The 24,769-nt window shown below is 42.5% G+C and carries 25 protein-coding genes; 9 read left to right on the top strand and 16 right to left on the bottom strand.

Annotated features, from left to right (window positions below):
• Positions 1–68 precede the first annotated feature (68 nt).
• The gene (locus ACSLGF_RS06595) at positions 69–902 is read right to left on the bottom strand and encodes a PRD domain-containing protein (RefSeq protein ID WP_456003589.1); all 834 of its coding nucleotides are present in this window, start codon (positions 900–902) and stop codon (positions 69–71) included.
• Positions 903–944: 42 nt separating this feature from the next.
• Entirely contained in the window at positions 945–1,232 is a 288-nt protein-coding gene (locus tag ACSLGF_RS06590) for a hypothetical protein (RefSeq protein ID WP_456003587.1), read from the bottom strand.
• 501 nt (positions 1,233–1,733) lie between these two features.
• Here ACSLGF_RS06590 and ACSLGF_RS06585 point away from each other — a divergent pair.
• The gene (locus ACSLGF_RS06585) at positions 1,734–4,160 is read left to right on the top strand and encodes a S8 family serine peptidase (RefSeq protein WP_456003584.1); all 2,427 of its coding nucleotides are present in this window, start codon (positions 1,734–1,736) and stop codon (positions 4,158–4,160) included.
• A gap of 310 nt (positions 4,161–4,470) precedes the next feature.
• Here the strand turns inward: ACSLGF_RS06585 and ACSLGF_RS06580 are convergent, their stop codons facing one another.
• From ACSLGF_RS06580 to ACSLGF_RS06570, 3 genes are all read right to left on the bottom strand, one after another.
• A complete protein-coding gene (locus ACSLGF_RS06580) occupies positions 4,471–5,475 on the bottom strand; it encodes an LLM class flavin-dependent oxidoreductase (protein ID WP_456003770.1) in 1,005 nt (334 codons plus the stop codon).
• Between the two features lie 54 nt (positions 5,476–5,529).
• Complete coding sequence (gene nfsA / locus ACSLGF_RS06575; RefSeq protein WP_456003582.1) at positions 5,530–6,279, bottom strand: oxygen-insensitive NADPH nitroreductase; 750 nt, start codon at positions 6,277–6,279, stop codon at positions 5,530–5,532.
• Positions 6,280–6,388: 109 nt separating this feature from the next.
• Positions 6,389–7,603 (bottom strand): FtsW/RodA/SpoVE family cell cycle protein, encoded by a 1,215-nt coding sequence (locus ACSLGF_RS06570; RefSeq protein WP_456003580.1) that lies wholly within the window; start codon positions 7,601–7,603, stop codon positions 6,389–6,391.
• Between the two features lie 476 nt (positions 7,604–8,079).
• On the opposite strand from ACSLGF_RS06570, the gene ACSLGF_RS06565 reads away from it, so the two are divergent.
• Positions 8,080–8,343 carry a spore morphogenesis/germination protein YwcE gene (locus tag ACSLGF_RS06565; RefSeq protein ID WP_034321979.1) on the top strand — a complete coding sequence of 88 codons (264 nt, stop codon included), beginning with the start codon at positions 8,080–8,082 and terminating at the stop codon, positions 8,341–8,343.
• A 77-nt stretch (positions 8,344–8,420) separates the two neighbouring features.
• On the opposite strand, the gene qoxD is transcribed toward ACSLGF_RS06565, so the two are convergent.
• The 8 genes from qoxD to ACSLGF_RS06525 all read right to left on the bottom strand — a co-directional run bounded on the left by qoxD (position 8,421) and on the right by ACSLGF_RS06525 (position 17,692).
• On the bottom strand, positions 8,421–8,801 hold the full coding sequence (qoxD, locus tag ACSLGF_RS06560) for a cytochrome aa3 quinol oxidase subunit IV (RefSeq protein ID WP_099728024.1): 381 nt from the start codon (positions 8,799–8,801) through the stop codon (positions 8,421–8,423).
• 1 nt (position 8,802) lies between these two features.
• A complete protein-coding gene (gene qoxC, locus ACSLGF_RS06555; RefSeq protein WP_099682291.1) occupies positions 8,803–9,420 on the bottom strand; it encodes a cytochrome aa3 quinol oxidase subunit III in 618 nt (205 codons plus the stop codon).
• Positions 9,420–11,378, bottom strand: a complete 1,959-nt coding sequence (qoxB, locus tag ACSLGF_RS06550) for a cytochrome aa3 quinol oxidase subunit I (protein WP_034321971.1) — start codon at positions 11,376–11,378, stop codon at positions 9,420–9,422. Before qoxB ends, qoxC begins: the two co-directional genes overlap by 1 nt.
• Before the next feature lie 27 nt (positions 11,379–11,405).
• A complete protein-coding gene (gene qoxA, locus ACSLGF_RS06545; protein WP_456003768.1) occupies positions 11,406–12,362 on the bottom strand; it encodes a cytochrome aa3 quinol oxidase subunit II in 957 nt (318 codons plus the stop codon).
• A gap of 516 nt (positions 12,363–12,878) precedes the next feature.
• Positions 12,879–13,961 (bottom strand): M24 family metallopeptidase, encoded by a 1,083-nt coding sequence (locus tag ACSLGF_RS06540; RefSeq protein WP_456003578.1) that lies wholly within the window; start codon positions 13,959–13,961, stop codon positions 12,879–12,881.
• Between the two features lie 4 nt (positions 13,962–13,965).
• Entirely contained in the window at positions 13,966–15,486 is a 1,521-nt protein-coding gene (galT, locus tag ACSLGF_RS06535) for a UDP-glucose--hexose-1-phosphate uridylyltransferase (protein WP_456003576.1), read from the bottom strand.
• 35 nt (positions 15,487–15,521) lie between these two features.
• Positions 15,522–16,514 (bottom strand): UDP-glucose 4-epimerase GalE, encoded by a 993-nt coding sequence (gene galE, locus ACSLGF_RS06530; RefSeq protein WP_456003573.1) that lies wholly within the window; start codon positions 16,512–16,514, stop codon positions 15,522–15,524.
• Positions 16,514–17,692 carry a galactokinase gene (locus ACSLGF_RS06525; protein WP_456003571.1) on the bottom strand — a complete coding sequence of 393 codons (1,179 nt, stop codon included), beginning with the start codon at positions 17,690–17,692 and terminating at the stop codon, positions 16,514–16,516. The genes galE and ACSLGF_RS06525 overlap by 1 nt, the downstream gene beginning before the upstream one ends.
• A gap of 182 nt (positions 17,693–17,874) precedes the next feature.
• Here ACSLGF_RS06525 and ACSLGF_RS06520 point away from each other — a divergent pair, with 182 nt between their 5' ends.
• A complete protein-coding gene (locus ACSLGF_RS06520) occupies positions 17,875–18,720 on the top strand; it encodes a helix-turn-helix domain-containing protein (RefSeq protein WP_456003569.1) in 846 nt (281 codons plus the stop codon).
• Positions 18,721–18,753: 33 nt separating this feature from the next.
• Here ACSLGF_RS06520 and ACSLGF_RS06515 read toward each other — a convergent pair whose 3' ends face one another.
• Positions 18,754–19,011 (bottom strand): hypothetical protein, encoded by a 258-nt coding sequence (locus ACSLGF_RS06515; RefSeq protein WP_456003567.1) that lies wholly within the window; start codon positions 19,009–19,011, stop codon positions 18,754–18,756.
• 27 nt (positions 19,012–19,038) lie between these two features.
• The gene (locus ACSLGF_RS06510) at positions 19,039–19,422 is read right to left on the bottom strand and encodes a GtrA family protein (RefSeq protein WP_012011676.1); all 384 of its coding nucleotides are present in this window, start codon (positions 19,420–19,422) and stop codon (positions 19,039–19,041) included.
• A 457-nt stretch (positions 19,423–19,879) separates the two neighbouring features.
• Between ACSLGF_RS06510 and ACSLGF_RS06505 the strand changes: the two genes are divergently transcribed.
• From ACSLGF_RS06505 to ACSLGF_RS06485, 5 genes are all read left to right on the top strand, one after another.
• Positions 19,880–20,020, top strand: a complete 141-nt coding sequence (locus ACSLGF_RS06505) for an anti-repressor SinI family protein (RefSeq protein WP_008345506.1) — start codon at positions 19,880–19,882, stop codon at positions 20,018–20,020.
• A 302-nt stretch (positions 20,021–20,322) separates the two neighbouring features.
• Positions 20,323–21,012, top strand: coding sequence for a class I SAM-dependent methyltransferase (locus ACSLGF_RS06500; protein WP_456003564.1), 690 nt, complete (start codon positions 20,323–20,325; stop codon positions 21,010–21,012).
• Positions 21,005–21,673 (top strand): glycosyltransferase family protein, encoded by a 669-nt coding sequence (locus ACSLGF_RS06495; RefSeq protein ID WP_456003561.1) that lies wholly within the window; start codon positions 21,005–21,007, stop codon positions 21,671–21,673. Before ACSLGF_RS06500 ends, ACSLGF_RS06495 begins: the two co-directional genes overlap by 8 nt.
• 301 nt (positions 21,674–21,974) lie before the next feature.
• On the top strand, positions 21,975–22,289 hold the full coding sequence (locus ACSLGF_RS06490; protein WP_256499105.1) for a DUF485 domain-containing protein: 315 nt from the start codon (positions 21,975–21,977) through the stop codon (positions 22,287–22,289).
• Entirely contained in the window at positions 22,286–23,827 is a 1,542-nt protein-coding gene (locus tag ACSLGF_RS06485; protein ID WP_456003559.1) for a solute symporter family protein, read from the top strand. The genes ACSLGF_RS06490 and ACSLGF_RS06485 overlap by 4 nt, the downstream gene beginning before the upstream one ends.
• A gap of 56 nt (positions 23,828–23,883) precedes the next feature.
• Here the strand turns inward: ACSLGF_RS06485 and ACSLGF_RS06480 are convergent, their stop codons facing one another.
• Positions 23,884–24,027, bottom strand: a complete 144-nt coding sequence (locus ACSLGF_RS06480) for a hypothetical protein (RefSeq protein WP_456003556.1) — start codon at positions 24,025–24,027, stop codon at positions 23,884–23,886.
• A gap of 198 nt (positions 24,028–24,225) precedes the next feature.
• Here ACSLGF_RS06480 and ACSLGF_RS06475 point away from each other — a divergent pair, with 198 nt between their 5' ends.
• Positions 24,226–24,564: a DUF4288 domain-containing protein gene (locus ACSLGF_RS06475; protein WP_456003553.1), complete on the top strand. Its 339-nt coding sequence runs from the start codon at positions 24,226–24,228 to the stop codon at positions 24,562–24,564.
• The last annotated feature ends 205 nt before the right edge of the window (positions 24,565–24,769 follow it).

The following is a 24,769-nucleotide window of genomic DNA, read 5'->3' as shown; positions in this document are numbered from 1 at the left end:
ATCAAATGACCCATATACACTAATAAGAGTAGTGTGCATAAAAAAAAGCCTGCATGCAGGCACAACCATTAAACCAATTCGGCATCTTGCAGACGCTGGACATGCAGCGTGATGTAGCCGATCTCCGATTTAGGGAGATGAAGTCCATATTCATTTTTCAACAACTCAGCGAGTCCAAGTGCACACTGGTATGCCGAATCATACTTTGTTTGGATAAAAATCAGCATCTCATCGTCCATAATTTGAAATGCCTCATTCGATTCCAACCTGCCTAATGCATACCTCAAATGTGTCACTAGCCGCTGATAGGAAATACTATCCTCATCAATCGAGTGATTAAAATAGCTTTCAATATGCTCGATCATTTCTTTGATCATCGTTGTGTATTTGACGGTCTTCTTCATGGACTCCGTATTCATTTTGGCCGTATGAATATGAAGCGCCACATATCCTGCCTCATCGTCCGGCAGTTCAACCCCAAGCCGCTCCTTTACATAACGAATGGCATACTTTCCAATGTCATATTCCTGCTTATATAAGACTTTGATCTCACCAAGCAATTTATTATATAGCACAATGCCTTTTTGAACGCGTTCAATGGCGAAGGATAAATGATCCGTCAGTGATATGTGGATATGATCACTGAGCGGCAACATGAGTTCACCCTCTGCATAACTGATAATATGCTCTGCCACCTCAATATGCGCTTCTGGCAATGTCGCAAGAATTTGTTTGAATTTCTCATTTTCTTCACGCACAACAAATATTTTCTCTATTTTTTGAACGGGAACGACGTCATTTTTCCCCTTCTGAAAAGCAATTCCGGGCCCCATCACAATTTTCTCCTGATCCCCCTCCTTTACAACCACTGCATTGTTATTCAATATTTTATATATCTTCAAGGGGTATCCTCTCCCACCAGATAACGTTTCTTATGTGGGATTTTACCCTGTTTCACCTCTTCTGTAAAGGTAAAGCGGACCAGCACGCGCCTCTCTCGTCGTCTTCTCATCAAGCATCATCAGACTTTGCTGAAACAGTTTCTCTGCCCTGCGCTTCTTCTTATTTTTCTCTGTCAGCTTCTCTCGCTGTCTCTCTTTCTCTACTTGAAAGAACTCAACATCCACTGCGACCGCTTTAAACCGCTGCTGCTTCATCATCACACCAGGATTCACAAACACATTCATCATGAAACCAAACCATACACTCAACCAGCTTTTCAATTTCTTCACTGAACATCCCTCCGCTTTTCTTAGAATCTAGCAGCTCTAGCAAAATAACTGCTCCTATCATATCCCGAGAAAAAAGAGAGGTTTGTCACAATATGGGTGAAAAAACAAACTAGTTTTCAGAAGTTTTGTTGAAAAGTGCAGAAGATCATCACGTTCCATGATCTTTTAAGAAAAATATTATACACACACTATCCAAAAGATAAGCACACCTTATCAACAGAGTTTATCCACATATCAACACCCTCTCACTAGATTTTGTGTATGGATTTTTTTTATTTTCCATATATGTATCCGGATATTTGAGTTATCAACAGACAATTGTGCATAAGTGCGACTTTATAAACAAAATAGTTCTTTATAACTATGTAAAATAAGACCATTTTAGTAAAGGAATTGTTTTCATCGTATTGAATACTTAATAACGGGCAGTGAATCTTTCCTATTTATCCACAAAAAGAAAGGCTATCTCCCTAAATACACAGCTAGAAAGGGGAAAATTAATTGAAAAAAGGAATCTCTCGTTCTTCTGTTCTATTGTTCTCCACTATTTTTATTTTATCCACATTCTTTTCAGGTCAACAGGCTATTGCCGCTCCATCTAACAAACAGATGGAACTTGAAAAAGCAGAAATCTTCGGCGAAATCAATGTCAACTCAAGAAAACAAACCACTGTCATTGTTGAATTAAAGGAAAAATCCTTAGTTGAAGCCAAACAAGAAGGCGAAGCACAAACGAAAGCCTCCCTCAAAAAATCTCGAACAAAAGTCAAGAAGGCAGCACTCAAAGAGGTAGATAAAGCGAGTGTTCGACAAGAATATGAAAAAGTCTTTTCTGGTTTCTCTATGAAACTTCCTGCTAACGAAATCCCGAAGCTGCTCGCAGTTGACGGAGTAAAAGCCGTTTATCCGGATGTTACATATAAAACAGATGAAGTGAAAAAGGAAAGCATCCAGCTACCCAATGAGGATGTCTCCCCGCTTATGGATAAAAGCGCTCCATTTATCGGTGCACCAAAAGCATGGGATGCCGGCTATTCTGGAAAAGGGGTAAAAGTCGCTGTCATTGATACTGGCGTAGACTATACCCACCCTGATTTAAAAGGAAACTTCGGTTTATACAAAGGCTATGATTTTGTTGATCATGATTATTCTCCGCAAGAGACGCCTAAAAGAGACCCTAGAGGCGAATCCACAGATCACGGCACACACGTCGCAGGAACGATTGCGGCGAATGGACAAATCAAAGGTGTCGCAAAAGATGCCACGCTTCTTGCGTACCGTGTACTTGGACCAGGTGGATCCGGGACAACTGAGAACGTCCTTGCAGGCATTGACCGTGCTGTCACTGACGGAGCAGATGTCATGAACCTATCTCTTGGAAACAGTGTCAATAACCCCGACTATGCAACGAGCATCGCACTCGATTGGGCCATGTCAGAAGGCGTTGTCGCTGTCACATCAAATGGAAACAGCGGTCCGAACAGCTGGACAGTCGGTTCTCCTGGTACGTCAAGAGATGCCATTTCTGTCGGAGCAACTCAGCTTCCGTACAGCCTTTACAATGTGAAATTCCCGAACTATTCTACGGCAAAAATCATGGGCTATTATCAAGAAAGTGATTTAAAAGCACTTGACCAAAAACAAGTCACACTCGTCCCAGCAGGTATCGGTGACGAAAAAGCATTTGAAAACATCGATTTCAAAGGAAAGGTTGCGGTGATTGAACGCGGAGCCATTGCCTTTGTTGATAAAGTGGACAATGCAAAAGCCGCTGGTGCAATCGGCGTTGTGATGTATAACAATACCGATGGAGAAATTCCAGTAGATGTACCGGGTCTCGCTCTTCCTACGATTAAGCTTTCAAAAGCTGAAGGAACAGCGCTTGTCAAAGCCATTGAGGCTGGAAACCATACAACGACTTTCTCCATTCAATTTGTCAAAGAACTCAGTGAGCAAGTAGCTGACTTCTCATCTCGCGGACCTGTTGTGGATACGTGGATGATTAAGCCTGATCTATCAGCGCCTGGCGTCAGCATTGTGAGTACGATCCCAACACATGATCCTTCGCAGCCTTACGGATATGGCTCTAAGCAAGGAACAAGCATGGCATCTCCACATGTGGCAGGGGTTGCAGCGATCATTAAGCAAGCGAAACCATCGTACTCTACTGAACAAATCAAAGCATTGCTCATGAATACAGCGGAAAAACTGTTTGACGCAAATGGCAGCCCATTCCCTCACAACACACAGGGAACAGGCAGCGTTCGAATCATCGAATCACTCCAAGCGTCTTCTATTGTTTCTGATGCCAGCTATTCTTACGGCACTTTCTTAAAAGAAAAGGGCGTTCAAATCAAAGCGAAGAAATTCAAGGTAGAAAACCTTTCAAAAGCACCGAAAACCTATACCATTGATTACAAATTCGACGGCACCGGCATTAGTACAAACGGAACGAAAAAAATCACCGTCAAAGGGAATTCCACTGGATCATTTACTTCTGCGGTACAAGTGAATTACGCAAAAACCAAAAAAGGAACGTACCAAGGCAGTATCACGATCCGCGAAAATGGCAGAAAGGTCACTGAAATCCCTACTTTATTGATTGTGAAAGAGCCTGATTACCCGCGCGTCACTTCGGTTTCAGTTGAGCCGGATAACCGTGCTGGAAGCTATGTCATTAGCAGCTATCTTCCTGGTGGTGCTGAAAACCTCGCATTCCTCGTCTACTCGACAGATGGAGAGTATTTAGGTGAAGCAGGTGTTTATCAACATGTTGATAAAGGGCAACAGCGCTTGAAATGGAACGGCACGATCAATCAAGGCCAAAAGCTAGAAGCAGGTGAATATATAATGCTTGCGTATGCGAGTTTGAAAGGCAAATCAGATACCGTTCAAACGAAAGAACCTTTCGACATTTATCCTGAATAAACGAGAATCACATAAAAAGCCTTGTATGAGCGGATAAGCTCATCAAGGCTTTTCTATCATGTATGGAGGAAAGAGAGATTGATGTTGATATTGCTATGGATCGTTTCTTTTTTTACTGCTTTTTTTCTTACGATCATCTTGGTTTGTTTTTTGACCTTTTTACACGCAAAACAGCCTCGTCCTTTTCATCAAGCATGCGAGCTGACTGTCTATGTCTCCTGTATCTATCCGCTCAGTTTGCTGGTGACAGCCGCCTTTATTTTTGCTCCTTTTCCCCTTTTACTGGCTGCGTGGACGGTAAATATACATATTATGCATCAAATGCTTCCTTTAATAAACGATACGATGTGAGCCGATCTTGCATATGATGTGTGATGGTCACAGCGATCAATTCATTTGTATGATAAGCCTTTGCTAGTGCTGTAAGCTGCTGTTTCACAGAAGATGGCGTCCCAACCACCATCCTCTTCCGATTGGCAGCCACTCGTTTTTGTTCATATGGACTGTAGGAATAAGCCTGTGCATCTTCATATGAAGGAAAGCCCCCAAGATTCTGACCCTGTTCATTGGCTAGTAAGGATAAATCTAGGCTGACAGCCAGCTTCTCTGCCTGCTCCTCTGTTTCTGCACATAAAACGAAGACCGCAAGACTGACGCGCGGCTCATCACCGAATGCTGAAGATTCGAACCGGTTGATATATTGCTCCACAGAGTCTTCTCCGCCTTCACCATTAATAAAAAGAGCAAACGTGTAGCCAGCACCTGCTTTCGCTGCAAGCCTTGCACTCTCTCCAGATGAACCAAGCATCCATACCTCTGGTGCGGTTTCTACCTTCGGAGAAGCGGTCAGGTGAGGCAGCGGGTAAAATTCATCAGCTAGATCATGTAAATAAACCTTCAATTCTTCTACCTGCTCAGGATATTGATCACCTAGACGCTTTCGCTCACCATGATGAAGTGCAATGGAAGAGATCGGCATTCCCCCAGGAGCACGCCCAATTCCAAGGTCTATTCTGCCCGGAGCTAACGCTTCGAGAACTCTGAAGTTCTCTGCTACTTTATACGCACTGTAGTGAGGAAGCATGACACCGCCTGAGCCAATGCGTATGTGTGACGTAACGGCTGATAAATGGCCGAGAAGCACCTCTGGGCTCGATCCTGCAAGCCGGTTTGAAAAGTGATGCTCTGATACCCAAAAACGGTGATAGCCCCACTTTTCCGCCTGCTTTGCCAGCTCAACGGTTTGTCTCAGCGCTTCAGCAGGCGTGGCATCTCCAATCAAAGGAGATTGATCCAGTATACTTAATTTCATGATGCTGCACCTCTTACAAACATCCCCCTCTCTCAATCGAAAGGGGGATGTCATTATTTATTTTCGATTAAAGCCCTTCTCTTTCACAAAATCTCCAAGGAAGGCACGCTTTGGCTTGCTAAAGCCCCGAAGCATCTGCTCAGACCAAGTATCTTTTCTCTCGCCGTTTGTTCGTTCTTCATAGTATGCTGAAATACGATCATCGTATTCTTTTAAATAACGATCCACATGGGCTTCATCTTGCTGATATGAGTTTTCATGATAAATCAGTTCAACTGGCAGCCGTTCCTTTTGTGAAGATGGATTAGCTGGATGCCCTACAACTAGACCGAATAACGGCAGCACATAGGAAGGTGTTTCAAGTAATTCAGAGACTTCTTTCAGCTGATTACGCAGTCCGCCGATATAGCAGATCCCAAGTCCCATTGATTCTGCGGCTACACTGACATTTTGCGCAGCCAATGCCGCATCAATCACACTAATGAGGAAGGCTTCCGTATTTTCAAGCGCCTCCTGATGGTTCTTACCTGCTTTTTGAGCAATGTAATCGTGACGTTTCAGGTCTGCGCAGAAGACAAAGAAATGCCCATTCTTTTCAACGTATGGCTGATTCCCAGCCAGTTCAGCAAGCTTGGCCTTCTTCTCCTGATCTGTTACACCAATGATGCTATACGCCTGCACATAGCTTGATGTTGAAGCGGCCTGCGCACTTTTCACAAGTGTCAGCACCTCTTCCTTTGTCAAACGCTCGTCTGTAAACGAACGGATGGATCGATGATTTAATATGGTTTCTATTGTTTTGTTCAATTCGAAGACCTCCTTCACTTCTTCTATCATAAGACAAAGTCATATTGCTTTTCAAAAATTAGAACTCGCACAAAAAAGACAGCCTATGCTTAGACTGCCCTTTACCCATTTATTTAAATAAATAACTTTGATATTTCGTTAATTGAACACTTGCGTTATATGCGATCCCGAATCCAATGAGAACAGATAAAACAGAGCTTCCCCCGAAGCTGATAAATAAGAGTGGAATCCCTGTTACAGGCATCACGCCTATGTTCATCCCAATGTTCTGGAACGTATGGATGACAATGAGTGCTGTATATCCCACACAGAAAAATGACGCAAATCGGCTATAAGGATGGATACGGTCGATCAGTACGACAAGCCGGTAGATCAGGAAGAAGAACATGATCACAACAAATGCACAGCCGACAAAGCCAAAGGCTTCTCCTATAATCGAGAAAATCATATCTGTTTGCGCTTCTGGGACATAGACTTTTAAGTTCTTAATGCCATTCCCAAAAATTTGACCTGCACCAATGGCCATGATGGCCCGATCAACCTGAAACTTGTCACTACTTGTAGCATCTTGTATTTTAGTTTGTTCAGTATTCGCGGAGCTATCTGGGATCCAAGCAGTAATTCTATTGATTTGATATTGCTTAACACCGAGACTTTCTTTAGCGAAATCAGGAAATAAAAGTACTACAGAAAGAACCGTGATTATTAAAAGTACAACAACAGAACCAATTAATGAAATTATCTTCCAATTAACACCAGACAAAAATACCATTACCATTACAATAAACATACATACTGCAGCAGTACCTGCATCCTGCATAAAGATAAGTCCCACCGGCACAGCAGACACACCAGCGATTTTTAATAGAAGAATAATATCATCTTCTAATGTCCGCTTTCCTCTAGGGGTTGCCTTTCCAATGACAGATGCGAGCATCATAATCAAACCAATTTTCATGAACTCTGAAGGCTGAAATGTTCCAATACCCGGAAGTATAAACCAACTTTTTGCTCCGTTTTTTATAGGGGCAAAGTCTTTACCAGCAATCTGAGCTGGACTCAGTTTTAGAATAATTAAAAGAAGTATCCCACCTAAAAAGATGTATATACTCAACTTTTCAAGTTGCTCAAGGTCAAAATAATTAATAGCTACAATGCAAATTGCTCCAATAAGATAATAAATGATTTGCCTTGACCATGCACTACTACCATATTGTTCAAACTGACCAGCCGCATATATAGAAATGACACTGATCGCAAAGAACGCGAAAAATATAAAAATCAAATCTCCCTGATAGTAAGGAGATGTATTCTGCTTGTTCATGAACTAACCACCTTATTACAAAACATAAAAGCCCTTATTTATATTAGATTGAAATTTTCACAAAAGCAACTCACCTTAAATATGACGGAAGATACGTCCGAAAGGTTCCAATCAATTTTCTAAAAATGAAATACTTTTCATCCTAACAATAGGAAAAAATTCCTTTCCACTCTTTCATTTCAACCCATCACAAGTCCTTTAAAAAGATTATTTTACAGATGTTAAGGGGAAAATTCAATGACCTATGTGGCGATATGACAAGCAAACATCAAGCCAGCATAAAGATGTACTGAGGAATGAGGAAAAAACCATTTTCTACGGAATAAGGCCCATTTCCCAATGATTGAGTTTACTTCAAAGTCAATTGTGGTATAATACTTGTAACAAAATGTTCACAATATTCCCTAAAAACAGACACAATTGCATCCTGACCTCTCATTTGATTTGAACATCAACTAACAAAGGAGTTGGATACGATGGATATGTTCTTTGCGTACCTATGTATTGCAACGGCTACACCCCTGTTTTTATGGTTAGAAAACAGAAAAATCGCATTAGCTTCAATTCCACCTATTTTGATTATGTGGATTTTCTTCGGTCTTTACATGACAAGCAGTTTATCTCCAACAGGACATACCTTCATGATCGCATTCTTTGCCATTAACGTGATTCTGGCTCACATTGCAGCGTTCCTCATCTATGGACTTCCATTCATTCGCAAAAGATTCAGCAGCAGATAGATATCGCACCACCAATTGGAAGCGCTATCGCAATCATCATAAAAACCACTCATCTTCGATAGATGAGTGGTTTTTTATTATTGATCTGAATGCTCAGACTGCTTTGGCGCAGACGGTGAATATCCGTCTTTGCTGTTCTCTCCGTGGCTGTAGTGAGCCGCGAAGATCCAAACAGATCCGATGACGAAGATAATCGCACAGAATAGACCAAATAGTGTATTTCCGACTTGAACAGTCCCGTTCTCGCTCTCTGTCATGTGCATGAACATGAACAGCTGCAAGAATGCTTGAATGAATGCAAAACCAAAGATAATCCATAGTTTTGCGGCACTGCCAATTTCAGCTCCAATGGCAATCCAGAATGCTAAGATTGTTAGCACGATGGATAGGATGAAACCAACTACGTGTTTCCAAGGGAAGTGATCGTGCTCTGCTGAGGAATGTGTTTTTCCAGCCATATCACAAAAGCCCCCCTAATCCGATCAAGTACACAGCTGTGAAGATGAAAATCCATACAACATCAAGGAAATGCCAATATAGACTTGAAATAAAGATCTTCGCTGCTGTTTGTGGAGTTAAACCACGTTTTTTAATTTGGAACAAGACCCCAGTAATCCAGAAGATACCGATTGATACGTGTAGTCCGTGAGTTCCTAAAAGAACAAAGAATGCAGACCAATACGCACTTGTATGGATGCTGGCACCCTCGTGTACATAATGGAAGAACTCATAAATCTCAAAGCCAACGAATCCTGCACCTAGAAGCAGTGTAAGAATTGTCCAAATGACAACCCCTTTTGTACTTCCACGGCGCATTTCATGAACGGCAATCCCACATGTAAATGAGCTCACTAATAGCAGGAATGTCATGATCAATACAAGCTTCATATCAAATAGCTCAGCTGGTAAAACGCCGCCAGCTGTTCTGCCATGAAGAACAAAGTAGGTCGCAAAAAGTGTTGAGAATAACACGATTTCCGCGCCAAGGAATATCCAGAAACCAAGGATGTTTAAACGTCCGGTTTCAGACTGATATTCAAGCGGTGCATTTGCATAGCTGCTATCATTATGTCCCATTACTTCTGCGCCTCCTTATTCTTTTTCTCTGTTTCAATCACTTCTTCAACAGGAATGTAGTAGCCATCGTCATATTCAAATGAACGTAAAATCATTGTTGCGAATACACCGATTAAGCCGATAACGCCAATCCAGTACCATTCAAATACAAGACCGAATGCACCAAGTCCGAAGAATGCAGACATGATCAGTGGTCTGCCTGAATTGTGCGGCATGTGAATTTTCTTGAACTCTTTTTCTGGATGAACGTCCACATTGTTTTTCTTCCAATGATGGAATGCATCTGGTGTTGTCACTTCTGGAAGTGCTGCAAAGTTATAATGCGGCGGAATTGCAGAAGATGTCGCCCAGTCAAGTGTACGTCCTTCTCCCCAGCTGTCTCCAGACACTTCACGTTTTGCGTGTCTCCAGCTGTAGTAAATGTTATAGCAAAGGATGATGAATCCGATACCCATCATGAATGCACCAATTGTTGAAATAAAGTTTAGTGCAGTCCAGCCATCTTCTGGTCCATACGTATAAATACGTCTTGGCATTCCTTGCAGTCCTAAGAAGTACTGCGGGAAGAAACAGATATTGAATCCGATCATGAATACCCAGAAGAACCATTTGCCGATTCTTTCGTTTAACTTGTAGCCAAACATTTTTGGATACCAGAAAACGAGACCAGCGAAACAAGCAAATACAGTACCTGCGATTAATACATAGTGGAAGTGGGATACAAGGAAGTACGTATTATGGTACTGGTAATCCGCAGCTGCCATCGCAAGCATAACCCCAGTTACACCACCGATCACGAAGTTCGGGATGAAACCAAGTGCCCAAAGCATTGGTGATGTAAAGCTGATACGACCGCGATACATCGTAAAGAGCCAGTTAAAGATTTTAACACCTGTTGGTACAGAAATCGCCATTGTTGTAATCGAGAAGAATGAGTTAACCGCTGCACTGTTCCCCATTGTAAAGAAGTGGTGAACCCACACAAGGAAGCTCAGAACAGAGATTGCCACAATCGATACAACCATCGCTTTGTAACCAAACAACTGCTTTCTTGAGAACGTCGCAAAGATTTCTGAGAAAATACCGAAAGCCGGCAGGATCACGATATATACCTCAGGATGTCCCCAAATCCAGAAAAGGTTCGCCCAAAGCATTGGCATACCGCCTGCTTCGAGTGTAAAGAATGCAGAACCGAATAAACGATCAAATGTCATAAGTGCTAAAGCAACTGTTAATACAGGGAAAGCGAAAACGATGATGACAGACGTAATCAATGTTGTCCATGTAAACATTGGCATACGCATAAGTGTCATACCTTTTGTACGCATTTTTAAGATGGTCACCATGAAGTTAATACCTGTCATCAGTGTACCAATACCTGCAATTTGGAGCCCGAGCAAGTAGTAGTTTTGTCCAGGTCCTGGTGAGAAATCATTTCCGGCGAGCGGCATGTAACTCGTCCAGCCTGCACTTGGTGATCCTCCAATAACGAAGGAAATGTTGAACAGCATTGCTCCGACCATGAATGTCCAGAAGCTAAGGTTGTTCAAATACGGGAATGCAACGTCACGTGCACCAATTTGAAGAGGAACAACGACGTTGATTAAACCAATTAAAAATGGCATCGCCATGAATAGAATCATGATCGTACCATGTGTCGTGAAAATTTCATTATAGTGGTTGGAATCTAAAAACGTATTATTAGGAAGCGCCAGCTGTGCGCGCATCATCAGTCCGTCTACCCCACCGCGGAAGAACATAATCACAGCAGCAAGGATATACATGATCCCTAGCTTTTTATGGTCAACTGATGTTAGCCATTCTTTCCAGAGCCATTTCCACTTTTTGAAGTATGTTAAAACAAAAACGATGGCAATGGAAGTAAGAGCGATAGAAATTTGCGCACCAAGAATTAATGGGTCTCCAGTTACAAAAAACTCATCCCATTTTAAATGCATAACGGCCTCCTCCTTTCCTTAGTCAGTTTATTCACTATCTAGTTTTCTTTTATAGTTCTTCACATTCTCGAAAGGATCTGTTTTGGAATGCGGAGAAACTGATTGATAACCTAAACGTTTGCGTGCTTGGAGTGCATATTCAGAGTCCTCTCCATGCTTCGCAAAAGATAAATGTGTTGATGAGAATGTCTGCACATCTGCTGCATCAGGAAGCATCAGGATGTCATACGTTTTTTTCGTTAACTTTGGTGCTTCTTTTTTCGTTTTGTTTACCCATTTATCATAGTCAGACTGCGTCATCGCATTGACTTTGAATTTTTGCTGAGCAAAGCCCTCACCTGTGAAGTTGGCGTTTCTTCCTTCGTATGTGCCTACTTCATCAGCTTGAAGATACTGTTCCATTTCCATTCCAGCCATCGCATACTTCTCCCCGCCTAGCTGAGGAATCCATAGTGATGCCATTGTATCAGCGGAAGTGATTTTGAATAAAATCGGCTGTTCTTTTGGAATGTTTAAGTAGTTCACTGTTTCAATATTTTCCTCTGGATAACTAAAGATCCATTTCCAATCAACTGCTGTAGCATAAATGACAAGTGGATCTTTATGGCTTGTTGCTTGAGGTGCCTCTTCCAAAGAGTAAATTGTTTTGACAGTTGGAACTGAAAGGGCAGCAACGATTAATATTGGGATCACTGTCCAGACAACTTCTAGAAGCGTATTCCCGTGTATTTCTGGGTTATAAGAGGCGTTTCCAACGTCCTTACGCTCACGGTATTTAACCAAAATGATGGTAAACAGTACAAATACCGCGCCAACGATAAAGAGCATAAATCCGATAGATAAAAGGATTAAGTCTTTTTGTTGTGCTGCGACAGGTCCTTTAGGATCTAAAACAGCGATATTGCTGCAACCTCCTAATACAAAAACACTCACGAGCATCGCTAATAAAAGCATAGGTTTAATGGCTCTGAACAAGAAGATCACCATCCTTCCTTAGATAATGTATAAATTGCTGAATAATTGTGAAAAGCCATCTGCCTTCGAAAACTTTTCTTCCCTTTGTAATGCTATCAAAATCTGTAGGAGTTAGCTTCCCTTTTTTCAAAAGTTCATTTATTTTTCAACAGATTTCTATTAAAATGTCATAAATTCGACATAAATTTATATTATTGCATACACAATAAATTTACAGGAATTTGAAAAGTTGAGAGTTGAAGGCAAAGGACATACAATCTAGAACTTTGTCAAATTTAGGTTTACCACAATAAAAAAGTTTGGTCAAATTTCAATTTAACTTAATGAAATTTTATCTAGGTAAACAATTTCGAGATAGGTATCCCCACATTTAACAAAAACCTTACTCATTTTAACGCAAGTTCACAAGAAAAGAAAGGATCGATCTTCAGTCTGTGCGCTGTAACAATTGGTAATGCTGATGAATAAGTGGAATCTCACTAAAGACTTCCAGCAAAAAACCGGCTCATCGCCGGCATCCTGCATTTATTCATCTCTTACCAAGATGTCAGGTCGTCTATAGATGTCCCCTTCATGCTCGATGTCAATGTACGTCCACTTGCCCGTATAGGTTAAAAAGCGATTCTTCTCTTTTTCTACTACCATCGTATCCTCTGATTTCAGTCCAGGCAATGAAGGATTCCAGGTGAACACTTGATGAAGCTGAACCTCCTCCTTCGATGAGGGAACGGCAATGATTTCTCTAGATACAAAGCCAGTCTTTCCCCCTTGGTGAAGTTTTTTCCAACTATCTGAAAATCCTTCTTTTTCGTACTGAACAATTCCTGCCTTCAGTACATCTCCAATGGTTTTTCCGGGACGGGTGGCCGCATTCATGACCGTGTCAATTCGCGCAAGCCGTTCCTTGTTTTCTTCAAGCTCCTTCGGAAGCTGACCAAAGTAAACGGATCTTGTCACATTGGCCACGAGTCCGTGCCGTTCAGCACAAAGCACAACAAGTGCATGCTTTTGAAGCGCCTTTTCTGTTGGAGTCGGATGACGGTATTGATGGATACGGTCATCTGTTGCCACGAGCAGCACTTCAATCGTCATGCCTTGCGCAATCGCTTTTTGGGCGACAAGCGAAGCGATTTCATGCTCCGTTTGCCCTGGAACGATTTCTTTACAGACACTCTCTACAATAACAGCTGTTTCATGGCAAAGGGTTTCATATTGACTGAGCTGTGATGCCGAAAGGATCGATCGAACGTGCGACAAATCTGGCTCGATCCACTCAAACCCTTCCATTTGAATGTCTGCCCCTATTCGTTTGCCTTTTGTGAGTGTGTGAATGTAGGGGGCATCATCCTCATACCAATCCATTGTGACCACTTGAAAGGGATGGTCGAAATACGCCATTTCTTCTTCAATGATCCGCTTTTCTTCCATTTGATTCACAATCAGGACAATGTCGTCTTTCAACACGAGCAGCTGACACACGCCCTCTGGCGTATTTAACACAATGTGATTCCTTCTTCCTCCTGTGAGCCAGGAGAAGTTATTTCTCTTTCGGATCAGGACACCGTCGAGTTGTTTTTCTTCCATTAAGGTTCTTACCTGTTCAATCATCTAATCACCTGCCTGTATGGAGTGTTTGAATGAAACGTTTAAAAGCTGTTTTCCCTTGCTCGGTTCTTTTAAACACACCCGCCTGCGAGAGAATTCGAGAAAAAATATAGCCGATTTCTTTTTGTAAAATGGCTTCTGTATTGTCCTCTGTGAAGATGTTCTCTTCAAGCAGGCGCTTCGCCCATGTTTCGTGCTTCGTGATTGCAGGGCGGGCTTTGATTTCTTCAAGTGGTTTTTTGGATAGCAGCGCCGCTTTTAACTGGCTTAATTCCTCAGCTAATCTGCCAGGAAGGACGGCAAGACCCATCACTTCAATTAACCCGATATTCTCTTTTTTAATATGATGGACTTCTTCGTGCGGGTGGAAGATCCCGTCTGGGTGCTGTTCGTCTGTACGGTTATTACGCAGCACTAGATCTAATTCATAGTCATCCCCATGGCGGCGTGCGATCGGTGTAATGGTATTGTGCGGAGTCTCTCCTGTATGAGCGATCAGCCCCACTTCTTCATCTGAATACATTTTCCACTTGTTTAAGATAAAGTCCGCTGCGCCGGCGAGCGTTTGCCGGTCGTTACTTTGAAGCCGAATCACAGACATCGGCCATTTTACAATGCCAGCCCTCACATTTGGAAACGCTTTGATTGAAAAGACGTCTTCCATCTCTGCTTTCGCCATCGGAAATTCATGAGCACCGCCTTGAAAATGGTCATGGCTTAATATACTGCCTCCAACAATAGGAAGGTCGGCGTTCGATCCAATGAAATAGTGCGAGTATATAGATATGAAGGAAAGCAGACGTTCAAAGGTCTTTTTTGTGATGTTCATCGGCTCGTGTTCGCCCTTGAACACAATACAATGCTCGTTGTAATACACATAAGGTGAAAATTGCAGAAACCACGATTCGTCTGTGAGCGTGACAGGGATAATCCGGTGGTTCTGTCTCGCTGGATGATTGATCCGCCCCCCAAACCCAACGTTTTCTTTACAAAGCAGACAAAGAGGATATTGCTTTTGACTGAGCTTCTTGGCTTCAGCGATCGCTTTTGGATCCTTTTCCGGTTTCGATAGATTAATAGTGATTTCCAGCACACCATCATCTGTTGTTGTAAACCACTGCACATTTTTGGCGATTCTGCCTGTATGAATATAATGTGCATGCTGCTGCATCTCATAGAACCAGCTTGTGGCAGCCCTTGGTCCTTCATGCTTGCGTTTCTCTTCAAACTTCGCATAGATAACACTTGGAGGCGCCACCAAGCAGCCCATGATTTTTGCATCTAGTAAATCACGATACGTATCCGTCCCCTCAGGAATAAGGCCTGTTTCTACTGCCCAATCAAGTATCGGCATTAAGATGTCTTCAAGGTCGTTTCCAGCTGAGACCGTCCTTGTTTCAGCGTCATCGAGCCCAAGCACCTCAAGCAGTCGATTCCTTGTATAATCGATATCTAGTGGTGATATCAGCTCTTTATTGATCCCGTATTGAATCAGCTGTTCCAGCTTTTCAAAAATATCAATCGCCATTCCCTCTGTCCCCTCTCTTGCCTGCCTGTTATGCTTTATTCACTTTGGTAGCCTTCTGGATGTTTCTGAAACCAATCCCACGCACTTTGAATGATGGTGTGAAGATCTGCATATTGAGGCTTCCAGCCCAATTCTTGCAGTGCCTTTTCAGAAGAAGCAATCAGCTTTGCCGGATCTCCCGCACGTCTTTTGACCACCTGTGCCGGGATGGCATGCCCCGTTACTTCCCTTACGGCTTCTACGACCTGCTTCACAGAGAAGCCTGTGCCATTTCCTAAGTTGTATGTCGCACTTCCCTTTCCTGCACGCAGACGATCAACGGCTAAGATGTGCGCCTCAACTAAATCCATGACATGAATGTAATCTCTGATGCACGTGCCGTCCTCTGTCTCATAATCATCACCGTAAATCATGATCTGATCCCGTTTTCCTAAAGCAACTTGAAGAATAATCGGAATCAGATGTGTCTCAGGCTGATGATCTTCACCGACAAGCCCTTCTGTATGAGCACCGGCTACATTAAAATAGCGAAGCACAACGTATTCCAGGCCATATGCTTGCTCAGACCACTTCAACATTTTTTCAATCGCTAGTTTCGTTTCTCCATAAGGATTCGTCGGGTTCGTCTCATCCGTTTCAACAATCGGCACACGCTTTGGTTCACCGTACGCGGCAGCGGTTGAAGAAAATACGATGTGCTTCACATCAAATTCATTCATCACCTGAAGTAAAGCCGTTGCCCCTCCGACGTTGTTGTCATAGTACTTGAGCGGGTCCGTCACACTCTCACCAACAAGTGAATCTGCTGCAAAGTGCATCACCGCTTCAATTTGATGCGTTTGAAAAACCCGTCTTAAAAAAGCTTGATCTCTTAAATCTCCTTCTTCTAATACAGATCCCTCTACAACAGCTTCTTTATGACCTGTCTGCAAATTATCAACTACCACCACTTGTTCGCCTTTATCTAAAAGAGCCGCTACCGCATGACTGCCAATGAAACCTGCTCCTCCACAAACTAAAATTGTCATCAATCTTCCTCCTTCGTTAATTCTCTTGCGCCGCCTCCAATTCCAGCTGTGTAAAAGGAGGCTTGAATGCCCGTTTTTTCTTGATACATCGCACCTGTTTCTTCTATAAATGAGTCCAGCAGCTCTTCTTTCACAATGCTGATCGTGCAGCCGCCAAAACCTGCTCCTGTCATACGAGAGCCTATCGTCCCAGGATGAAGCCAAGCAGCTTCAGCAAGTGCATCTAGTTCAAGTCCAGTCACTTCATAATCATTCTTTAAAGAAAGATGAGAAGCCTTCATGAGAGCACCTAGTTCTTCCATTTTATCATCTTTCAGAAAATTTACTGCTTTCATGGTCCGCTCGTTTTCCGTCACCACATGTCTTGCACGTTGGCGGCACGTGTCATCTTGAATCAAGTGGGCATGCTGGGCAAATTCTCCCGCAGTGAGCTCACATAAATGCGCAATGTCCATTTCTTTTCTAAGGTCGTTTAAAGCAGATTGACACTCTGACCGGCGTTCATTGTATTTGGAGTCTGCCAGTGTCCGCTTTTTGTTTGTATTCGCAATCACAAGCGCCAGCCCCTCTTGCCGAAACGGACTGTATTCAAAGGCAAGGGTGGAACAATTGAGTAAAATGGCGTGATCTTCTTTTCCGAGGGCAATCGAAAACTGATCCATAATGCCGCAATTGACGCCAATGAAGTCATTTTCTGCACGCTGCGAAAGAAGGGCAAGATCAACATGTGATGTGCCGAATGAAGACCATTCATTGATCAAGACAGCTGTGACGAGCTCAATGGAGGCAGATGAGGACAGCCCTGCACCATTTGGAATATTGCCGCCGTACACGATATCAAAGCCTTCTTTGATATCCATACCTGCTTCTATAAACTGATTGAACACTCCCTTTGGGTAGTTCGCCCAGCCGTCCGATTCTGCGTAAGCGATTTCAAAAAGGTCGAATTCTTTCACACCATCTTCTTCAAAGTTTAAGGAATACATTCTGACGCGTCCATCTGACCGTTTTGCACCGGCAGCATACGTACCGAGAGTGAGCGCGCAAGGGAAGACATGACCTCCATTGTAATCGGTATGTTCACCAATCAGATTCACCCTCCCTGGGGCGAAAAAATAACGAAGTTCTTCTTTATCTCCAAATTGCTGGTGAAATGCTGCGCGTAACCTATCGATCATATCCATTCCCCTTTTCTCTTCTGATAATCTTATTTTAGTTGCCTCAACAGCGGAAGTTCAATGGTAAAAAAACCGTTAAAAAATACCCTTTTTTTGCTGTGGAATGGTACGATGTGATATGAGGTGTACCATGATTCAAAATAGAAAAAGGTTGTTTTTTGCTGTGAAGGGGGATTTCCAATTTGAAGAAGGAAGCATTTGCATTTCGTTTTCACCATTCTGATGTTACATTGCCAGCGCAAATATGGTCTGTTGGCTGGGAAGTTCAATCATCTTCGTTATACAGCTGGAATGGCGTAGAGCGGAAGGATCAGGGCAAGTGCATCTTTCAGCTCACACTGTCTGGACATGGCATGATTGAAATCGGACAGAAGCGATTCAAAGTATTGCCGGGGCAGGCCTTTCTCGTGAAAAGCCCAAGTGCCTATCAATATTATTTTCCAGAGGACAGTGAGCATTGGGAATTTCTATATTTGACGCTTTACGGGGAAGCCTGCGATCTTTGCTTTGATCAATTTATGGATCAAGGAAAGCAGGTCATGCGTTTTCATCCAAATTCAAAACCGATCCGCCTGCTGAAGAAAATTTATGATGAAGCCAGTGAAAGACGGATTACCAATCCATTTGAGGGGTCTAGCCTTGCTTATCAATTTGTCATGGAACTGTATTCATATTTGCCAAAGCTTGAGGGACAAATGGAGAAATGGCCTGAGCCCATCGTCCAAGCAGCCTTGTTTGCAAGCCATCATTTTCACGAGGAAATTGGCCCAGACGATATGGCAGCTGCGGCACGTTTATCCAAAAGTCATTTTACGAGGGAATTCAAAAAGGCAACTGGCTTCACACCGATTCACTACTTAACCAATATTCGATTAGAAAAGGCGGAAACGTTACTGAAAACAACGAAATATTCGATTGAAGAAATCGCCATACAGTGCGGCTACCGAAATGCGAATTACTTGAATAAAGTCTTTCGAAAAAAAATCGGCATGTCTCCAAAGCAATTGCGGGAAACAAGCGATGCATAATAAAAAGCAGCCGCTTTCAATTGGCTGCTTCTTTTACGCTTTCGTCAGATCAACACGAATTCTCCCTTGTCTTAAAACAATGGTCATTTGCGTGTCAGGGGTCATTAAGTTTTCTAAAATGTCTGTTGCCGTTTGAAGCGCAATGTCCATGCGGTTGATCTTTTCCTTTTCTTGTTCTGAAAACGCTTCTGGATGTGCGGTCATTTCTTTGACCAGCCTCAGCACTTGTTCATGCTGCTTTTCTGTTTGTTGATATATGGCATCATATAATGCGTCTGGCCTGCTGCTCATTTCACATCACCTATCTTTTTTCATGTGTTAAATCGCATCTTCTTTTGTTTTCTTAAAGACGAACCATTTACTGGCGACATAATTGACCACCACAATCACAAAGTTGACAAGAATTTTTGCGACAGTTTCATTGAGCGCCATTTGGCTCACAAATAAAATCATCAGCCCTAGATCTACACCTAGAGACATGAGACGGACACTAAAAAATGAAGAAAGCTCACGCATAAGACTTTTTGTGTCACGAGCCTTTTGCTTGAAGACATACTTCTTATTGGTGATATAAGCAAAGAGAACAGCAAATACCCATGAAACAACCGTTGCTGTTTTATAATCCATGGAAAACATCTCAACGAATAAATAGAAGCTGACTATATTGACAATGGTTGTGCACACACCCATAACAAGATACATGACAACTTCTTGATACTTTTGAAAAAGGCTATACATGTCTTTCTTCATTCCTTCTTGGTGGTTTCTGTTTCTTTTAGAATACCATCTTGAGAAGAACTTCCCAAACGAACAATATGTACGTCCTGCAAAGATGAAATTTGTTCTAATTGATGGCATATGACAACCTAATCGGTTTATATGAGTCAAATGATTTAGGTCTTTATCATTATTTTAATTTATAATCTTTTAACTGACTTTACAATTGTTTATTATTAGAAATAAGAAATCAATAATTTTGGGTTTTTTAGTCATTTTTTTAGGAACGTGGTAGGTGATAGTTTTTACAAAATAGGTTAAATGTCATCATTTTTCGGCAAAAATCTAATTTGTGCTGTTTTCACACACACGTACAGTTACTAGACGGTTTGTTCAAGTCATTGGTTGCAGATGAATATGTCTTATTGAACTGGAGGATATTATGGATACGCAAGTGAAAAGAAGAGTTGACGAAGAGTGGGTTTATTTGATTCAGGAAGCGAAAAAAATTGGACTAGGCATCGAAGAAATACAAGCTTTTTTAACATCCAACGGTGATCAGAAGATGATAAACAAACCGTAAATCAACGCCGTTATCCTTTGTCTTTCAGACTGCTTTGGCTAAAAGTTCTGACCTTTCAATTGACCTTTTGAAAATCCTTTCATGACGATACGCTACAATAATTGAACACCTCTTTATACCAATCCCTTCCACTCAATGGGGTTCTGTCTTTCTATATTAGGAGGACAGTCCGTTTCCCGTTCTTTATATGATCTCTTTTTAGCTGCCATTCATGAAAATTGCCCATCTCTTATTATAAAACCAAGCTTCCCACCCATATAGTAAGCATGAGAACATCGAGAAAAAAGAAAGGTGGGTAGTGCATGAGTTCAGATTCCCTTTCCTATTATCACCAAAAAAAGGATCAGTATTATCACGGTGTAAACCCTGTCATCGTCAGCCGTATTCGTGAGGAATGGACGTCTATTTTGGATATCGGATGCGGCACAGGCAAGCTTGGAAAAATCCTTAAACAAAAGGACCGGACCATTTACGGGATTGAATCTTTTGAGAATGCAGCAAAGCAGGCTGAGCAGGAGCTAGATCATGTTCTATGCGGCAATATTGAACAGATGGCTCTCCCTTATCAACATGAACAATTTGACTGCATCATTTTCGGAGACGTACTCGAACATTTATTGGACCCGTGGGCTGTTTTAAAAAAGGTCAAACCCTTCCTTAAAAAAGAAGGTGCCATCCTGTCATCCATTCCGAATATCGGCCATATTTCAACGGTTTTAGAATTACTAGCCGGCAGATTTTCTTATACAGATGCAGGGTTAATGGATCAAACCCATTTACGTTTCTTTACCCTTCACGAAATTCATGCACTCTTTCATTCAGCGGATTTTCGCATTCGCGAACTTGAAGCCATTCGCGTACAGCACCCTTCCTATGCGAGTGTGATGAATGATTTACATGAATTACTCGTGAAGCACGGCATCCGTTTTGATTTTAACGAAGCAGCTACAGCCTATCAATATGTGGTTGAGGCGGTTCAATTCAATGAGTAACCCCACTATCCTATTTGTTTTATGTGTGAATGATGAGTCGATGTTTCAAGCTTGCTTCCAGCAGCTCGCTTCACTTCCTGCTCCGCATGGTTATCATGTGGAGGTCTTGCCGATTAGACAGGCATCCAGTATGGCCTCTGGATATAATGAAGCCTTCGCTCATCCTGCTCAGTTTAAAATATATCTTCATCAAGATACACTGATCGTCAAACAGCATATGCTCCTCGAGCTCATCCCCCTTTTTTTGCAAAATCCGTCACTTGGCCTGCTTGGGGTGATAGGTGCAGAAAGTGTGCCTGACAATGCGATTTGGTGGGAAAGCCAGGATTGTAGGGGGAAAGTGATTGAATATCGGCACGACACCTATCAGCTGCTTTCGTTTGAATCGGGTCGTCAACAAGCGGAGACCCAAGATTATATCAAAGCTTCGGCTATTGACGGTCTCTTCATGGCGACTCAACATGATATTAGGTGGCGTGATGATCTCTTTGACGGCTTTCACTTCTATGATGTATCGCAGTCTTTTGAATTCGTGAAGCAAGGATATGAGGTCGGGATCGCTAGACAAGAAGAGCCTTGGTGTATACACAAATGCGGAGATCATTTTGATGCAGAAGCATATGAAAAAGCGAGACAAACATTTCTTGCGAATTATCGGTAGAAAGCACCCTTTTCGGGTGCCCAGATTGTTGATAAAGGGCTAAAATGAACTTTATTTTAGCCCTTTGTCTTCTTTTCAGCGTGATAGAAAACCTTTGAAGTCTAGGAAGAACGAGCACTGGCGCGGAGCGAATTTGACATTCGTGAGCACCAGCGCGCAGGACTGACAACGAATGCGAGGGTTTGTCTACACGCTGAGCACCCTTTTCGGGTGCCTTTTTTATGCTATACTGTCATAAACAACCAGATCGTCTCATATGCATTGGAGTACCTTGTCCCTAATTCGTACAAAGGAGGAAACAATGGCAGACAAAAAAGTTCATTATAAGAAGGTTGCCGCTTCAGAGGATTTTCGAAAACTTCTTGAGGAAAAACGCAGATTTATCGTACCGATGACGATTTTCTTTTTTCTCTTTTACTTTTCACTTCCGGTTGCTACATCCTACTTCACCTTTTTGAACACACCGGCAATTGGTGCTATCTCATGGGCTTGGTTATTCGCCCTCACACAATTTGTCATGACATGGGTTTTATGTGGACTTTATGCGAAAAAAGCGGCTCAGTTCGACAAATATGTAAGCGCTTTAAAAAATGAATCGAGAGGTGATGACGAATGAGCATGACCGCTTTTATTTTATTCGTAGCGATCGTAGGGCTCACATTGGTCATCACATATTTTGCTGCGAAGAAAACAAGCAGCGCGAGTGATTTTTACACAGCAGGCGGAGGTCTGACAGGGTTTCAGAACGGTCTTGCCATCGCAGGCGATTATATGTCCGCTGCATCATTTTTAGGAATTGCCGGAATGATCGCGTTAAATGGATTTGACGGTTTTTTCTATAGCATTGGTTTTCTGGTGGCGTATCTTGTCGTTCTTTACGTTGTGGCCGAACCGCTTCGAAATCTAGGGAAATATACGATGGCAGATATGATTGCTGCACGATTCAAACGGCCTGCCATTCGAGGGGTTGCTGCCTTTAACACGATCACGGTATCTACTTTTTATATGATTGCACAGCTTGTTGGAGCAGGCGCATTGATTAAACTGCTTCTTGGCATTGATTATTGGATCGCCGTGTTGATCGTGGGTGTCTTGATGACCATTTATGTGGTGTTTGGCGGCATGATTGCTACCAGCTGGGTACAAATCACAAAAGCCGTTCTCCTCATGCTTGGAACCTTGATCATTTCACTGCTTGTGTTTGCAAAGTTTGATTTTAGTCTGCTGAAGATGTTCGAGCAGATGAAAACAGCGACCCCGCTCGGCGAGTCGTTCCTACATCCGGGGAATAAATATGATGTGCCATTGGAAACCCTGTCTCTGAACCTTGCCCTAGTGCTTGGTACGGCCGGTTTGCCACATATTTTGATCCGTTTTTATACGGTAAAGGATGCCATTTCCGCGCGAAAATCTGTCCTTTCAGCCACTTGGATCATTGGGATTTTTTATTTAATGACAGTTTTCCTTGGCTTCGGTGCCGCTGCCTTTGTCGGATCAGAAGCGATCACAGCAGCCGATGCAGCAGGGAACATGGCCGCACCTCTGCTCGCACAAGCCCTTGGAGGAGATTTCTTATTTGCCTTTGTTTCCGCAATCGCCTTTGCGACCATATTAGCTGTGGTGACAGGACTCGTATTATCCGCCGCATCTGCTTTTGCCCATGATTTTTATAGTCAGATCATCCGCAAAGGGAAAGCGAGTGAACGAGAACAGGTCAAGGCCGCACGCTTTGCTTCAATTGGCGTGTCCATCCTCTCCATCGCCCTTGCGTTATTTGCCCAGTCCTTAAACGTTGCTTTTCTCGTGTCTCTAGCCTTCGCAGTTGCAGCAAGTGCGAATTTACCATTGATTATCTTCACTGTCTTTTGGAAACGATTCAACTCCACTGGCGCCATTGCAGGGAGCTTAACAGGTCTTCTGAGCGCACTCATCATCGTATCGCTCAGCCCAAGCGTCTGGGACCCATCGGGAGCAGCCATCTTCACAGGCGAGCCGCTCATCCCGCTGTCGAACCCAGGGATTATCTCTATCCCACTTGGATTCCTTGCCGCTTACTTAGGCACCATTTTCTCCTCTGAAAAAGCAGATGAAGAGACCTTTACAGAAATTCAAGTAAAGGCACATACAGGCATGCATATGGATACTGATTCATAAGGAAAAGCCGGCTCAACAGCCGGCTTTTTTGTGTTCTTTCTATTTAAAAACAGGTCTCAATACGGTTTAAATTGACCCTTTAATTTATTTTTATACCTTTCTAATCTAGCAATTCTTCTAAACGTGATCAAAGAGCAGCATGCAATGATGATCAACAGAATTTCATGATCTTCCCCTCTGTTATCAAAGATACTCTTCATTCATATCCCCTCCCCATTATGGATCGTATTTGTGGACACATATTCTCCCAAATGAAGTCATTCCTATGTTATCATTTTAAACACATATTGGAAATTATTTTAGGCTCTGGAGGTATTCACCTTTTATATAGAGTACTCTTAGGTTAAACACATCAATAACAGTCAAAAAACGCCTACAAGAAAGACGTGAGATCACATATGCGTAGAATTTATTCTGCAAAATTATTATTCGAATCCATCTCATCACCAAGTGTTAGATCAGATAAGATCTTTGAAGAACGAATCATCTTGGTTAGAGCAAAAAACCGCCGTAAAGTGAAGGAAATAGTAAAACACAGCTTTCCAAAAGACACCTTTGATAATGCGGATGGTGGACAAACAACCACAAAGTTAGCAGCCGTCCTAGATATCTTTGAGCTTGTAGATAGCTTAGAAGAAGAACCACTACACTTAAGTGAAGTGTACAGTCGCCACCTTATTTTTGATAAAGAAACATCTGCTGAAGAAGCCATTGAGGCATATTCTTTAGACCAATAAAAGAAGCCGGCTATTGAGCCGGCTTTCAGATTGTTGACAAAGGGCTAAAATGATCTTTATTTTAGCCTTTTGTCTTCTTTTCAGCGTGTGAAAGAAAACCCTTGAAGTCTAGGAAAGACAGCTGCTTTTGCGGAGCGAATTGAACATTCGTGAGCACCAGCGTGCAGGACTGACAACGAATGCGAGGGTTTGTCTACACGCTGAG

The sequence above is a fragment of the Bacillus sp. A015 genome (genome assembly GCF_053851875.1).
Note: the sequence above shows the minus strand (reverse complement) of the source record. Positions and strands in the feature narration are given on the sequence as shown.